At 69.2% G+C, this 14,052-nt stretch carries 16 protein-coding genes; 10 read left to right on the top strand and 6 right to left on the bottom strand.

Annotated features, from left to right (window positions below; all coding sequences use genetic code 11):
* Positions 1–7: 7 nt before the first annotated feature.
* On the bottom strand, positions 8–1,219 hold the full coding sequence (locus tag K3G64_RS05675; protein WP_238950429.1) for an RNA polymerase sigma factor: 1,212 nt from the start codon (positions 1,217–1,219) through the stop codon (positions 8–10).
* A gap of 133 nt (positions 1,220–1,352) precedes the next feature.
* Here K3G64_RS05675 and K3G64_RS05670 point away from each other — a divergent pair, with 133 nt between their 5' ends.
* Complete coding sequence (locus K3G64_RS05670) at positions 1,353–1,562, top strand: ribosome modulation factor (protein WP_238889599.1); 210 nt, start codon at positions 1,353–1,355, stop codon at positions 1,560–1,562.
* Positions 1,546–2,148: a nucleoside/nucleotide kinase family protein gene (locus K3G64_RS05665; protein WP_238889597.1), complete on the top strand. Its 603-nt coding sequence runs from the start codon at positions 1,546–1,548 to the stop codon at positions 2,146–2,148. The genes K3G64_RS05670 and K3G64_RS05665 overlap by 17 nt, the downstream gene beginning before the upstream one ends.
* Positions 2,149–2,248: 100 nt before the next feature.
* Here K3G64_RS05665 and fadD8 read toward each other — a convergent pair whose 3' ends face one another.
* A complete protein-coding gene (fadD8, locus tag K3G64_RS05660; RefSeq protein ID WP_238889595.1) occupies positions 2,249–3,850 on the bottom strand; it encodes a fatty-acid--CoA ligase FadD8 in 1,602 nt (533 codons plus the stop codon).
* 68 nt (positions 3,851–3,918) lie between these two features.
* On the opposite strand from fadD8, the gene K3G64_RS05655 reads away from it, so the two are divergent.
* Positions 3,919–4,164: a DUF3253 domain-containing protein gene (locus K3G64_RS05655; RefSeq protein WP_238889593.1), complete on the top strand. Its 246-nt coding sequence runs from the start codon at positions 3,919–3,921 to the stop codon at positions 4,162–4,164.
* Between the two features lie 6 nt (positions 4,165–4,170).
* Here K3G64_RS05655 and K3G64_RS05650 read toward each other — a convergent pair whose 3' ends face one another.
* Entirely contained in the window at positions 4,171–4,635 is a 465-nt protein-coding gene (locus K3G64_RS05650; RefSeq protein ID WP_238889591.1) for a YciI family protein, read from the bottom strand.
* 137 nt (positions 4,636–4,772) lie between these two features.
* On the opposite strand from K3G64_RS05650, the gene K3G64_RS05645 reads away from it, so the two are divergent.
* From K3G64_RS05645 to K3G64_RS05635, 3 genes are read left to right on the top strand one after another with little or no spacing between them, the layout of a single operon-like run.
* On the top strand, positions 4,773–6,383 hold the full coding sequence (locus K3G64_RS05645; RefSeq protein ID WP_238889589.1) for an amidohydrolase: 1,611 nt from the start codon (positions 4,773–4,775) through the stop codon (positions 6,381–6,383).
* Positions 6,384–6,412: 29 nt separating this feature from the next.
* Entirely contained in the window at positions 6,413–7,978 is a 1,566-nt protein-coding gene (locus K3G64_RS05640) for a long-chain-fatty-acid--CoA ligase (RefSeq protein WP_238889588.1), read from the top strand.
* Between the two features lie 4 nt (positions 7,979–7,982).
* Positions 7,983–8,462: an SRPBCC family protein gene (locus K3G64_RS05635; protein WP_238889586.1), complete on the top strand. Its 480-nt coding sequence runs from the start codon at positions 7,983–7,985 to the stop codon at positions 8,460–8,462.
* On the opposite strand, the gene K3G64_RS05630 is transcribed toward K3G64_RS05635, so the two are convergent.
* Both K3G64_RS05630 and K3G64_RS05625 read right to left on the bottom strand, forming a co-directional pair.
* Positions 8,459–9,076: an SOUL family heme-binding protein gene (locus K3G64_RS05630; protein WP_238889584.1), complete on the bottom strand. Its 618-nt coding sequence runs from the start codon at positions 9,074–9,076 to the stop codon at positions 8,459–8,461. The two genes, K3G64_RS05635 and K3G64_RS05630, sit on opposite strands and share 4 nt — an antisense overlap.
* Positions 9,076–9,558, bottom strand: coding sequence for a TspO/MBR family protein (locus K3G64_RS05625; protein WP_238889582.1), 483 nt, complete (start codon positions 9,556–9,558; stop codon positions 9,076–9,078). Before K3G64_RS05625 ends, K3G64_RS05630 begins: the two co-directional genes overlap by 1 nt.
* 155 nt (positions 9,559–9,713) lie before the next feature.
* Between K3G64_RS05625 and K3G64_RS05620 the strand changes: the two genes are divergently transcribed.
* On the top strand, positions 9,714–10,955 hold the full coding sequence (locus K3G64_RS05620) for an NAD(P)/FAD-dependent oxidoreductase (protein WP_238889581.1): 1,242 nt from the start codon (positions 9,714–9,716) through the stop codon (positions 10,953–10,955).
* Positions 10,956–10,962: 7 nt separating this feature from the next.
* Here K3G64_RS05620 and K3G64_RS05615 read toward each other — a convergent pair whose 3' ends face one another.
* Positions 10,963–11,454, bottom strand: coding sequence for a DUF427 domain-containing protein (locus K3G64_RS05615; protein WP_238889580.1), 492 nt, complete (start codon positions 11,452–11,454; stop codon positions 10,963–10,965).
* Between the two features lie 31 nt (positions 11,455–11,485).
* On the opposite strand from K3G64_RS05615, the gene K3G64_RS05610 reads away from it, so the two are divergent.
* The 3 genes from K3G64_RS05610 to K3G64_RS05600 are packed head-to-tail and all read left to right on the top strand — an operon-like array spanning position 11,486 to position 14,038.
* Entirely contained in the window at positions 11,486–12,451 is a 966-nt protein-coding gene (locus K3G64_RS05610) for an o-succinylbenzoate synthase (protein WP_238950428.1), read from the top strand.
* Positions 12,452–12,495: 44 nt separating this feature from the next.
* Positions 12,496–13,446: an oxygenase MpaB family protein gene (locus K3G64_RS05605; protein WP_238889579.1), complete on the top strand. Its 951-nt coding sequence runs from the start codon at positions 12,496–12,498 to the stop codon at positions 13,444–13,446.
* A 4-nt stretch (positions 13,447–13,450) separates the two neighbouring features.
* Entirely contained in the window at positions 13,451–14,038 is a 588-nt protein-coding gene (locus K3G64_RS05600) for a TetR/AcrR family transcriptional regulator (protein ID WP_238889578.1), read from the top strand.
* Positions 14,039–14,052: the final 14 nt, after the last annotated feature.

Genomic DNA, 14,052 nt, shown 5'->3' with positions numbered 1-14,052 from the left:
AACCACCTTAACGGCGTGCCCGAGCGGCCTTGTCGCGCAGCACCTCTCGTTCACGTTCGTTGTCGGCCATGGTGGCGGCCCTGTCGAACTCGTCGGCCGCCTCACCGTCGCGGCCGAGCCGGGCCAGCAGTTCTCCGCGCACGCTGGGCAGCAGGTAGGAGCCGTCGAGGCCGGTGAGACCGTCGACGATGCTCAGCGCGGCGTCCGGGCCGTCGGCCATCGCCACCGCGACCGCCCGGTTCAGTAGCACCACCGGCGACGGCGTGACCTGCAGCAGGCCGTCGTACAACATGACGATGCGGCGCCAGTCGGTCTGCTCGGCGGTCGGGGCGGTGGCGTGGCATTCGGCGATCGCGGCCTGCAACGCGTACGGCCCCCAGCCACTGCCCTTGCGCTGCACCGCGTTCGCGGCCCGCTGGAGGGCCGCGACGCCGCGCTGGATCTGCGCGCGGTCCCACCGTGCGCGGTTCTGGTGCTCGAGCAGGACGGGCTTGCCGTCGGCGTCGGTGCGTGCGGCGAACCGCGACGACTGCAACTCCATCAGCGACACCAGGCCGTGCACCTCCGGTTCGTCGGGGACCAGCGCGGCCAACACCCTGCCCAGCCGCAGCGCCTCGCTGCACAGCTCGTCGCGGATCCAGCGTTGCCCGGACGATGCGGAGTAACCCTCGTTGTAGATCAGGTAGACGACACTGAGCACGGCCGACAGCCGCTGCGGATACTCGGCGCGGTCGGGCACCTCGAACGGCACGTTCGCCGCCGACAGGGTCTTCTTGGCGCGGGTGATGCGCGCGGCGATGGTCGGCGTCGACGCGAGGAAGGCGCGGGCGATCTCCTCGGTCGTGAGCCCTCCGACCACCCGCAGCGTCAGCGCGATCTGGCCCTCCCGCGACAGCACCGGGTGCGTGGAGATGAAGATCAGCCGCAGGACGTCGTCGTCGATGCGGTCGGGATCCCACCCGTCGGGGAACTCACGGTCGTGGCTCTCCAGTTCGTGCGCCATTGCCGCGTACTTGCCGTCGAGGCTCTCCTGGCGGCGCCAGTAATCGACCGCCTTGCGTTTGGCGACCGTGGTCAGCCATGCGCCTGCATTGCGCGGCACTCCGGTGCGCGGCCACTGCTGCAGCGCGTCGACGAGCGCGTCGGCGGCCAGGTCCTCGGCCAGCCCGACGTCGCCGACCGCGCGCGTCAGCGTCGCGACGATCTTGGCGGCCTCCATCCGCCAGACCGCGTCGACCGTCTCCTTCACCTCGGTCGTCACGCGCCCATTGTGCCGGGCGGCTGGAAAACCGCCTCGACACGCCGACCCGAGTGCGATCGGCCGTCTGCTCGCGGTGGGACAGTAACCGGTGATGGCGCATCGACTGGTTACCGCGTACCGGGAGGGCCGCAAGGCGTTCCCGCACACGCTCGCCAACCCCTATGCGGGACTGGGCGACCGGGCCGTCGCGCGAATGTGGCGGCTGGGCTGGCAGCGCGCAGCCGAGGAGAACCGCGCGATCCCCAGCGAACAGGAACGGCTGGCCCGCTTCGCCGCCGAGATCGATGCCCTTCTGGACTGACCGCCTCGACGCGCTCCCGCAGCGGAACACCCGCGTCGTGCTGGGGATCACCGGCCCGCCGGGTACGGGCAAGTCGACGTTGGCCGAGTCGATCGTCGCCGCGACACCCGCCGCGGTGTGCGTCCCGATGGACGGCTTCCACCTCGCCGACATCGAACTCGAGCGCCTCGGCCGCCTCGACCGCAAGGGCGCCATCGACACCTTCGACGGATACGGCTACCTCGCGCTGCTGCAACGGCTTCGGCGGCAACGCACCGAGATCGTCTACGCGCCGGCATTCCACCGACACCTCGAGCAGCCGATCGCGGGCAGCATCGCGATCGAGCCGGCCGACCGGCTGATCGTCACCGAGGGCAACTACCTGCTCGACGACGACGATCCGTGGCCGGCCGTGCGCGCGCGGCTCGACGAGGTCTGGTATGTCGACGTCGCGCCCGACGAACGCCGCCGCCGACTCGAGGCGCGTCACATCGAGTTCGGCAAGACGCCCGAGCAGGCTCGCGCGTGGGTGCGCGACATCGACGAACCCAACGCGCGTCGCATCGAATCCACTCGCCACAAGGCCGACCTGGTGCTCACCCTCTAGCGCCCTCTAGCGCCCTCTAGCGCCCTCTAGCGCGAGCGTGCGCGTCCGCACACGACACGCCGCCGAAATTCAACACTTTGCGCACGCTCGCGACGGCCGATCAGCCGACGGCGCGGTCGCTGCCCTCCCAGAACTGTGCCCGCACAGCCTTCTTGTCGGGCTTGCCGAGAGCGGTCACCGGCACGGAGTCGACGACGACCACCTGCTTGGGCGATTGCACCGATCCCTTGCGCTCCTTGACCGCGGCCTGGATCTCCGCGGTCATCTGCGCGACCGACGCCTCGTCGGACGCGGCATCCGGGCGCAGCACGACGACCGCGGTCACCGCCTCACCCCACTTCTCGTCTGGGGTGCCGATCACACAGACCTGGGCCACTGCGGGATGCTCGGCGACAACGTCTTCGACCTCGCGCGGGAACACGTTGAAACCGCCCGTCACGATCATGTCCTTGGTCCGGTCGACGATGTAGTAGAAGCCGTCCTCATCCTCGCGGGCCAGGTCGCCGGTGTGCATCCAGCCGTCCCGGAAGGTCTCGGCCGTCGCCTCGGGCTTGTTCCAGTAGCCGCCCGACACCAGCGGCCCCGACACGCAGATCTCGCCGACCTCGCCCTTGGGCACCGGCTTGCCGTCGCCGTCGAGCAACGCCACCCGCGCGAACACCGTAGGCCGGCCACACGACGTCAGCCGCTTGTCGTCGTGCTCGTGCTTGGCCAGGTACGTGATCACCATCGGGGCCTCGGACTGCCCGTAATACTGAGCGAAGATCGGGCCGAACCGTCGGATCGCCTCCTTCAACCGCACCGGGTTCATCGCCGAGGCGCCGTAGTACACGGTCTCCAGCGATGACAGATCGCGGGTGTGGCTGTCGGGATGGTCCATCAGCGCGTAGATCATCGACGGCACCAGCATCGTCGCGGTGATCTTCTGCTCCTCGATGACCCGCAGCACCTCGGCAGGGTCGAACTTGGTCAGCACCACCAGTTCGCCGCCCTTGATGATCGTCGGCACGAAGAACGCCGCGCCGGCGTGCGAAAGGGGGGTGCACATCAGGAATTTCGGCCGTTCCGGCCACTCCCACTCGGCCAGCTGGATCGTCGTCATGGTGGTGATCGACTGCACGGTACCGATCACGCCCTTGGGCTTTCCGGTGGTGCCTCCGGTGTAGGCCATCCCGCCGATGTGGTCGGGCGGCAACTCTGCGGCCACCAACGGTTGCGGTGAGTACTTGGCGGCCTCGGCGGTCAGGTCGACGGCCTTGCCCTCCAACTCCGAGGGCACCGGCCCGATTGTCAGTATCTGCTTGAGGTCGGGCACCTTCTCCAGCAGTCCCAGCGCCCGTTCGACGAACATCGGGTTGGGGTCGATGATCAGCGAGCTGACCCCGGCGTCATTGAGCACGTAGGCGTGATCGTCGAGCGAACCGAGAGGGTGTAGTGCCGTGCGGCGGTAGCCCTGTGTCTGCCCGGCACCGATGATCATCAGGACCTCGGGCCGGTTCAACGACAGCAGCCCGGTGGCGCTTCCTGCGCCCGCGCCCAGCGCCTCGAACGCCTGAATGTACTGGCTGATGCGCTCGGCGAGCTGGCCACCGGTCAGCGTGGTGTCGCCGAGGAACAGCACCGGCTTGTCCTTGTTGCGCTTCAGCGCGCCGACGGTCAGGTGTCCGGAATGAATGGGATGGCGCAACGAATCGTCCGTCATGACCCTAAGACTAGAACGTGTTCCAGATTCGCTGGCAAGGGTCGCCTGATTCGGCTTCACTCGACCGTGTGAGCAAGCAACAGCTGCGGGACAAGATCCTCGAGCTGTCGCGGCAGCGCGGGCCGGACAAGACCATCTGCCCTTCCGACGCCGCCCGCGCTATCGGTGGCGAGAACTGGCGTGACCTGATGGACGACGCCCGCGACGTCGCACGGGACCTCGCCAGACAGGGCGAGGTCGAGATCACGCAGAAGGGCGAGGTGCTCGACCCGGACGCCGCTTGGCGCGGAGCCGTCCGGATCCGCGCCAAGTAGCACCTGTCATGCCAGCTTGTCGGCCTCCGCGCGGGCCTGCGCCGCGATCTTCTCGGCGAGTTGGGCCTTCCACTGGATCTCCTTGCGGACCCAGGGGTTGTCCAGCGGGAAGTCCTGCGTCTCGGAGACCCGGCGCACCTCGACCTTGACGCCCTTGCCCAGCGGGATCCGCTGCGCCCACCGCTTGGCCTCCTCCTTCGACGACACCTCGATGATCCAGAAGCCGTTGAACAGCTCCTTGGCCTCGGTGTACGGCCCGTCGGTGACCACCGGCGGGTCAGAGTCGAAGTCGACGACGAAGCCCTCCTCGGGGCCGGTCAGCCCTTCGCCCGCCAGCATCACACCGGCTTTGATCAGCTCCTCGTTGAAGCGGCCCATCTCCTCGATGATCTGGTCGAAGTCGATCTCCATCTCCGCCATCGCGGCCTCGGCCTCGGGAGTGGACCGCATGATCAGCATGTAACGCGCCATTGTTCGTCTCCTTCTCGGTGTGGTGAAGGGGCTCCGTTGTCGTGCCCTCGATGACACGTCGAACGACACCTCGGTGAAATCGACACGACCCGCGAGAAATTCTCATCGAATTTCCCCGCGCCTGTCAGGATGACTCCATGACGGCTGCTGACCTGGTGATTCGTGGAACCGTGCTGACCGTCGACGAATCGCATCCGACCGCGGAGGCGCTTGCGGTGACCGACGGCCGCATCGTGGCGGTTGGCGCCCGCGCCGACATCGACGCCCTGATCGGCGCCGAGACCCGGACCCTGGACCTCGGCGACGGCTGCGTCATGCCCGGGTTCGTCGAGGCGCACGGCCACCCGGTGATGGAGGCGATGGTGCTCTCGGACCGGATCGTCGACATCCGCCCGGTCACCCTGCCCGACGCGGGCGCCGTCCTGGACGCGATCGGCACCGAAGTCGCCGCCCGGGGTGACGACGGCGCCTACCTCAACGGCTGGGACCCGCTGCTGCAGACCGGCCTGCCCGAGCCCACCCTCGAGTGGCTGGACGCCCAGGCCCCCGCCACCCCGCTGGTGATCGTGCACAACTCCGGCCACAAGGCGTTCTTCAACAGCGCCGCCGCCCGCGCGGTCGGCCTCACCCGCGACACCCCCGACCCCAAGGGCGCCCGTTACGGCCGCGACGCCGCCGGGGACCTCGACGGCAGCGCCGAGGAGATCGCGGCCGTGTTCAGCCTGCTCGGTGGCGCCATCGCGCCCAGCGACTACCCCGCGATGCTGACGGCCGAACTGGCTCGGCTCAACCGCGCCGGTCTCACGACGTGCTCTGACATGGCCTTCGACCCGGTGTTCCGGCCCCTGATCGAGCAGATGCGCGACGCGTTGACAGTCCGGCTGCGGCTCTATGAGATGTCCACCGCAGAGATGACGACCGACATGACCCCGGACAACGGCGACGACCTGCTCCGCCAGATCGGCATCAAGATCTGGGTCGACGGCTCCCCGTGGGTCGGCAACATCGACCTGTCCTTTCCCTACCTCGACACCGAAGCCACCCGCACCATCGGCGTCGCACCGGGATCGTGCGGGCACGCCAACTACACCCGCGAGCAGTTGACCGAGATCGTGCAGACGTACTACCCGCAGGGTTGGCAGATGGCCTGTCACGTGCACGGCGACGTTGGGGCGGACACGATCCTCGACATCTACGAGGACACCCTGAAGCGGTGGCCCCGCGACGACCACCGGTTGCGGCTCGAGCACGTCGGCGCCATCAGCGACGCGCAACTGGAGCGGGCACACCGACTCGGCGTCACCTGCAGCCTGTTCGTCGACCACATCCACTACTGGGGTGACATCATCGTCGACGGGCTGTTCGGGTCCGAGCACGGAAGCCGTTGGATGCCATGCGGTTCGGCGGTCGCCACGGGCATGCGGATCTCATTGCACAACGACCCGCCGGTCACCCCGGAGGAGCCGCTGCGCAACATCAGCGTCGCGGCCACCCGCATCGCGCCCAGCGGTCGGGTAATCGGACCCGAGCAGCGGATCACCGTCGAGCAGGCCATCCGGGCCCAGACCCTCGACGCGGCGTACCAGTTGTTCGCCGACGACGTCGTCGGATCGCTGCAAACCGGCAAGTACGCCGACCTGGTGGTGCTGTCGGCCGATCCGCGGACGGTGCCGCCGGGGGAGATCGCCGACCTACAGGTGCGCGCCACCTTTCTGGCGGGCCGCCAGGTTTACCCGAAAGACGACTGACACCGCGACGACCGTGGCAGGCTCGAAACATGTCTGACCTGCCCGCCCCACGCTTCCTCGACGAACGAACCGCCCACTGGGCCGAGACCAAGCCGGACGAGGAGGCGATGACCTACCTCGAGCGGTCCTGGACCTGGTCCGAGTGGAACGACCGGGTGCGACGGCTCGCGGGCGCGCTGAAGGAGCGCGGCATCACTCGTGGGGACGTCGTGGCGTTCCTCGACAAGAACCACCCGGCCTGCGTCGAGCTCACGCTGGCGGCCGCGTCGCTGGGCGCGGCCAACGCGATCGTCAACTTTCGCCTCGCCGCCGACGAACTCGACTACGTCCTCAACGATTCCGGCGCCAAGGTGCTGATCGTCGGCAAGGAACTCAAGCCGACGGTGGACAAGATCCGCGACAAGCTCTCGGCCGTCGAGCATGTCATCGAGGTGACGCCCGAGGGGGAGGACGACGAGTACGAGGCGATGCTGGCCGCGGCGAAGCCGACCGGCCGCGCCGACGACATCGAACCCGACGACGTGGCGATCATCATGTACTCGTCGGGCACCACCGGCCGGCCCAAAGGCGTGCAGTTGACGCACGCGAACCTGATCGCACACACCATCAACGCCCACGAAGGCTTCGAGTTCGACGAGGGCGACAAGAACATGGTGGCGATGCCGCTGTTCCACGTCGGCGGATCGTCCTACGTGCAGTTCGGGATTCACGACGGCGTGCCCAGCGTGATGACGCGCGAGGTGGACGGCGTCTCGCTGGCCGGCGCGATCCTCAACGGCGCCAACCGCACCTTCCTGGTGCCTGCCGTGCTGGCCAAGGTGCTGGAGTCCGGCGAGGACGCGGTCAAACTGTTCGGCGCGCTCAAGACGTTCGCCTACGGCGCGTCGCCGATGCCGTTGCCCCTGCTGCGCCAGGCGCTCGAGGCCTGGCCGAACACCGACTTCATGCAGGCCTACGGGCTCACCGAGGTGTGCGGCGTGATCAGCCACCTGCTGCCCGAGGCGCACCGTGACCCCGGCAAGGAGGAGCGGTTGACCAGCGCAGGCACACTGGTGCCCAATGCCGAGGTGCGCGTCGTCGACCCGGACACCCTCGAGGACGTGCCCGCGGGCGAGCAGGGCGAACTGTGGTTCCGCACCTCGCAGTTGATGAAGGGCTACCACAACAAGCCCGAGGCAACGGACGAGTCGATCACCGAGGACGGGTGGTTCCGCAGCGGCGACATCGGCCGCGTCGACGAGGGCGGCTACATCTTCGTCGAGGACCGCCTCAAGGACATGATCATCTCCGGCGGCGAGAACATCTACTCGATCGAGGTCGAGCGGGTGCTGGCCGAGCATCCCGCGGTGACCGACGTCGCGGTGATCGGTGTGCCCGACGAGAAGTGGGGCGAGGTGGTCAAGGCGGTTGTCTCGGTCGAGGGCGAAGCATCCCCGGAGGAGATCATCGCGTTCGCGCGGGAGCGGCTCGCCGGGTACAAGTGCCCAAAGTCCGTCGACATCACCGACGAGTTGCCGCGCAACCCCACCGGCAAGGTTCTCAAGAAGGAACTGCGCAAGCCGTACTGGGAGGGCCGCGACCGCACGACGGTCTAGCGTGATGAACCGGCCGGCGGTCACTGTGTCCACGGCGATCTCGGCGCCTGCGGTGCGCATCTGGGAGCTGGTGTCCGACATCGGTGTGATGCCGCGGCTCAGCGACGAATTGAGGTCGGTCGAGTGGGTGGACGGTGACGGTCCGCGTCTGGGAGCGCGGTTCCGCGGCACCAACAGCCATCCGGCCATCGGGTTGTGGACGACGGAGTCGGTGGTCGTCGAATGTGATCCACCGCGGGTTTTCGCGTGGGCTGTGGGCGATCCGGATCGGCCGGCCGCGACGTGGCGGTTCGAGGTGGTTCCGGTCGGCGAAGCAGCACAGTTGCGATACACCGCAGAAATCGGGCCCGGCCGCTCGGGAGTGTCGATGCTCATCGAGCGTGCACCTCAGCGGCGGGAGGCGATCATCGCGAACCGGCTGGGTCAGTTCGATCGGGCAATGACGGCGACCATCGCCGGTATCAAGGCACTCGCGGAGTCCTAACGGCGTATCGGGACGGCGATTTCGTTGCGGCGCCGGAACGGAAGCGTCCACGGCGGGTCGAAGAACCAGGCGGTCGGCTCGCCGTCCGCCTCGATGTCGTGCGCCCGCAATGCCGCCAGCAGCTCGCGGGTGCGGGCCGCGACGGCGTTGGGACCGCGATCGCCGGAGAAGCGCAGCACCGCATACGTCTGCGCGGGCACCTCGACCAGCGTGACGTCCTCGTCGTCCGGCGTCGGCAGGGTGTCCATCGTCCACTTCGACGGCATGAAGAAGCGGATTGTCCAGCGGTTGTCCGCGTCGCGGACCTGGGCGACGGGTGCGGTCATCGCGATGCGCTCACCGGACTGCGCGACGGGTGCGGTCATCGCGATCTTCTCGTCGCGGTGGTTGGCGCCGAAGATGTAGCCCGCGAGGCGGCGGAAGCCGATGTTGCGCGCGCGTTCCTCGTCGGCGTCGACCACCGTCTCGGCGGCGATCCGCGATCCGTACCGCCGTAACTCCACCACGTCGGTGAGCGTCGTCGACAGGTAGTGCGGCTCTTCGGTGCCGGTGCGGATGCCGACGATCGAGAGCGCCGACTCCGCGACCTGACCGGGTATGTCGAGGATTCGCATCAGCGTCGGTTCAGGATCCAGATGTGCGTGGACAGTGCGGTCGCGAACGCACACCACGCCGGATACAGCGCCAACGGCGCCGCCGACGCCCCCTGCACGGCCACGGCGCGACGGGTCAGATCGGCGCTGCTGGCGGTTAACACACCCGCGGCGACCGCCGACGTGCCCAGCATCCGCCGGCCGAAGAACAACCACGACCAGCTGGCGTTCAACACCAGGTTTCCGGCGAGCGCCGCGAGATATCGACGGCGTTCGGCAGTCTGGCCGCGGCGCTCGTATTCGTCGAGGGTTGCCGACGACACCGCGGCGATGTCGGCGTACAGCACCGGCCACACGATCGGAAACGCCTGCCGGGGCGGCTGATACGGCGGCTTGCGCAGCTTCGCATACCACGGCGACTGCGCGGGCCTGCTCGCCAGCCCGCCGACGACCGCGGTCGCCGTCACGGCCAGCGCGGACGGGATCAGGGTTTTCAGTTGCACGATGCTCCTAAATTCGGATGCTCGGCGTCTTTTGTTAAGCAAGTGAAACACTACCCGCCGCGAGGACGGTTCAGCCCGAAAAGGCTTGCTTACCGATCCGTGACGTCGGGTCACCGCCCGCGGGCATACCGGCGGTCGGGGGTACTTTCGGCCCCATGGCGGGGTCGAAGCGCGACGTGGTGGTCATCGGCGCCGGCTTGGCCGGCCTGCGATGCGCGGCACTGCTCTGCGCCCACGGTCGCGACGTGGCGGTGTGGGAAGCCGCCGATCAGATCGGCGGCCGTGTGCGGACCGACGAGATCGACGGCTTCCGCTGCGACCGGGGCTTTCAGGTGCTCAACCCCGCATACCCCGACCTCAAACGCGCCGTTGACCTTTCGCTGCTCGACCTGCAGTCCTTCGACGTCGGTGTCGGGATCCGGCGCGATCACGACTCCACGCGGTGGGTGCATCCGCTGCGCAGTCCGGCCGGGTTGCCTGCGATGGTGACCGGTGGCGGCCTCGGGGCACGCGACGTGTTGGCGCTGGCCAGATGGGCCGCACCCGCGCTGCGCCCGGCGGCGTTGAAGAAGGGCCGCGACACCTCGCTGCGCGAAGCGCTGGATCGCAGCGGTGTCAACGGACTGGCCCGCACGGTGATCGAGCGCTTCCTGGCCGGTGTCGTCCTCGAGGACCGGGGTGCGACCTCGAACGCGTTCGTCCTGCTGCTGGCGCGACTGTTCGCGCTCGGCGCGCCCGGTCTGCCCGCCGACGGCATGCGGGCCCTGCCGCGAGCACTGGCGGCGCCGATCCGAGATCGAATCACGCTCGACCGCGCAGTGATCGACATCGACCGCGCCGGCGACGGCTGGACGGTGTCGGCGCAAACGCACACCGTGCACGCGCGCGAGGTGGTGGTGGCCACCGACCCGGTTACCGCCGCCGCACTGACCGGCGCACCGGCACCGCCGATGCACGGCGTCGTCACCGACTGGTGGGCCACCCAACGCGAGATACCGGGTCCGCCGATGCTGTGGGTCGACGGGCGCGCCGACCCGCCTGGGCCCGTCCTCAACACCGCCGTCATCAGCAAGGCCGCGCCCAGCTATGCGCCGTCCGGCTACCACCTCGTCGCCGCGTCGGCGTTGCTCGGCGTAGACGGCAGACCGCCCGACGAGTCGATCGTGCGCACCCACGCCGCCGACATCCTCGGCGCCGACGCGCGGGACTGGACACTTCTCGTTCGGCACGTCATCGACCATGCGCTGCCAGCGCAGTTGCCGCCGCTGCAGGTTCGCCGCGCGATCCGCACGCCCGACGGCATGTGGGTGTGCGGCGACCACCGCGACACCGCGTCGATTCAGGGCGCGCTGGTCAGCGGTCGTCGCACCGCGGCTGCCATGCTGGGCCACGGCTGATCCGTGGTCACCAGCCCATCGAGCCGGGAACACCCTTGAACGGCCCGGCGACCCCACTGGTGATCCAACCGCCGTAGAACCCGCCCGGCTGCGGGATCACCTGTTCGCCGTTGACGGTGCAGCGCTCCACCAGCGCGGGCATCACCGCGACGGCCCCCGCGATGGGCGCGAACCCGCCGGTGGGACGCCGGTAGGTCCACGCGGCGCGGCGTGCCACGGCCGCGGGTGTCACCAGGTCGAAGTAGCTGGCCTGGCCCTTCCACTCGCACCAGGACGACCCGTCGGCCTCCCGCAGGCTGCCTTCGGCGAAGCAGTCGCGCGGCATGTAGTAGGTCGGCGGATGGCTGGTCTCGAGCACGCGCCACGCCCGCGTCGTCGAGGCGACGGTCTGACCGCCGAGCTCGACGGTGATCGAGCCGTGGAATTCCTCGAGCCGGGGTGGGCGCGGGTAGTCCCACACCGACTCCTGTCCGGGGCGTGGCCGGTCGGGGGTGGGCATGTCTCCCACTGTAGGCGTGACGGCGGGCAGTATGGAGTCCGTGCCCGAGCTCGACGACCTCCTCGACCGACTCCATGTCGTGGCGCTGCCGATGCGAGTTCGGTTCCGCGGCATCACCGTTCGTGAGGTCGCGCTGATCGACGGGCCCGCCGGCTGGGGTGAGTTCGGAGCGTTTGCCGAATATCTGCCGCCGGAGGCCGCGAACTGGCTGGCGTCCGCACTGGAGGCCGCCTACGAACCTGCGCCCGCGGTGCGGCGGGACCGGATCCCCATCAACGCGACCGTGCCCGCGGTCGACGCAGCTCAGGTGCCCGAGGTGCTGGCCCGCTTTCCCGGTGCAGGCACCGCCAAGGTCAAGGTCGCCGAGCCGGGACAGACGCTGGCCGACGACGTCGCGCGGGTCAACGCCGTGCGCGCGACGGTGCCGACGGTTCGGGTGGATGCCAACGGCGGCTGGACGGTCGATGAGGCCATCAGCGCGGCAACGGCGTTGACCGCCGACGGTCCGCTCGAGTACCTCGAGCAGCCCTGCGCGACGGTCTCCGAGCTGGCGCGGTTGCGCCGCCGCATCGACGTGCCCATCGCCGCGGACGAGAGCATCCGCAAGGCCGACGACCCGCTCCAGGTGGTGCGGGCCGGCGCTGCCGACATCGCCGTGCTCAAGGTGGCGCCACTGGGTGGGGTGCGCAGACTGCTCGACATCGCCGGGCAGATCGACATCCCGGTCGTCGTGTCCAGCGCACTGGACTCCGCTGTCGGTATCGCGCGCGGACTGCTGGCGGCCGCGGCCCTGCCGCACCTCGAGCACGCGTGCGGACTCGGCACCGGCGGGCTGTTCGTCGAGGACGTCGCCGAACCCGTGCGCCCGGTCGGCGGATGCCTGCCCGTCGCACCCGTCGCGCCAGACCGGCACCGCCTCGAGGCGCTGGCCGCGCCGCCGGAGCGTCGGCGATGGTGGATCGACCGCATCCGCACCTGCCTACCGTTGACACGTTGACACAGATCACTAGCCTCTGTGTCAACGGCATCTGTGGAGGCGACATGACCGCGACGTCCCAGGCACGAAGACGGCAGAACGACGTCCGCCCCGAGGTGATCGCGGAGTTCCGCAAGCACTCCGGCAGTGCGCTGGGCGGATTCTTCGGTGCCGCGGCGTTCGACGAGGTGGCTCTGGTTCCGGTGGCCGCGGCGGTGGACAAGACCGGCCGGTTCGCCGCAAACTTCGCCGATCGCGGTGTGCGCAGCGGGTTTTCGTCATTTCTCGCCATCTGGGGCGACCCGGCCGACCGCGCCGCCGAGGGGGACCGCCTCAGGCGGATGCACCGAGAGGTACGCGGTACCGGCACCGGCGCTTTCGCCGACGTGCGCTACAGCGCGCTCGACCCCAAGCTGTGGAACTGGATCGCCGTCAGCGGCCTGTTCGTCGTGCTCAACTCGTTCACCCCGTGCACGGGAATCACCATGACGGCGGCGGAGAAAGAGACGGCCTATGCACAACTGCTGGAGGCCTTCCGGTCACTGGAACTGCCCGGCAGGAACGCCAAGCTGCCCGCCACCTACGCCGAGGCCGTGCAGTACTACGACGCCATGGTCGACACCGTGCTGCGGGCCAACCCGTTTTTGAGCCGCGTCACCGCCGACCTCACCCGGCTTCCCCTGCCGACGCTGATGCTCTCGGCGCCGCTGCGCCGCGCGCTGACACCGCCCTGGCTGCTGCTGCGTCCGATCGCAGGGCGGGTGGTCAAGGTGTGCTCGTTCGGCATCCTGCACCCGGGTGTCCGCGAACTCACCGGGTTCGGATGGACATCCCGGCACGACCGGGAGTTCGAGTGCTACACCCGGCTGATGCAACTGGCGTGGCGGGTGCTGCCCGACCGCGTGCTGTTGATTCCGTTGGCGCGCAACCGCTTGGAGTACGAGAGGCTGGTGCGGTTACACCGCTCGGTCGCCCTCGACTCGTTCGCGCCGCCACCCGGCTGCCCGGTCGGCTGAGGCCATGCGACGGCTGCGCAACACCGACAGCCCCACCGAACAGGAGGCCGCAATCCTCGAGGCGGCCGCCGAGGAGGTCGCCCTGGTCGGTGTCGGGCGCGCCAGCATGGACGTCATCGCCCGACAGGCCGGGGTCAGCCGCAGCACGCTGTACCGCCGGTTCCCCAGCCGCGACGCACTGATCACCGAACTGGGCAGGCAGACCTTCGACTACGCGGTGGCGCGGCTGCAGACCGTCGGCATCGACTCCGGCGCCAAGGAAGCCGCGGTCGCGGCGTTCTGCGAAGGCGTCCGACTGCTCACCGGCGAGCCGATCATGCGCAGGTTCCTCCAACTCGACGGCAACCTGACCGCGATGACGGGCATGTTCGACGAGGCCGAGGAGTTCCTGTGCAGTGCGGCGGCGGCCATGGCCAAGGGTCTGCGCGCGGCCGGTGCGGCGATGCCCGACAGCGACCTGCTGGCCGTCAGCGAAATGCACATCCGGCTGGCCTGCTCGCTGGCCCAGGTGCGCACCCCGGTGCTCGATGTCAGGGACGACGCCGCGGTGCGGGCCTACGCACGCAAGCATCTCGCGCCGCTGGTGTGGTGACACACCGATGTCCT

Origin of the sequence: Mycobacterium sp. IDR2000157661, assembly GCF_022317005.1 — a bacterium.
GTDB lineage: Bacteria > Actinomycetota > Actinomycetes > Mycobacteriales > Mycobacteriaceae > Mycobacterium.
Note: the sequence above shows the minus strand (reverse complement) of the source record. Positions and strands in the feature narration are given on the sequence as shown.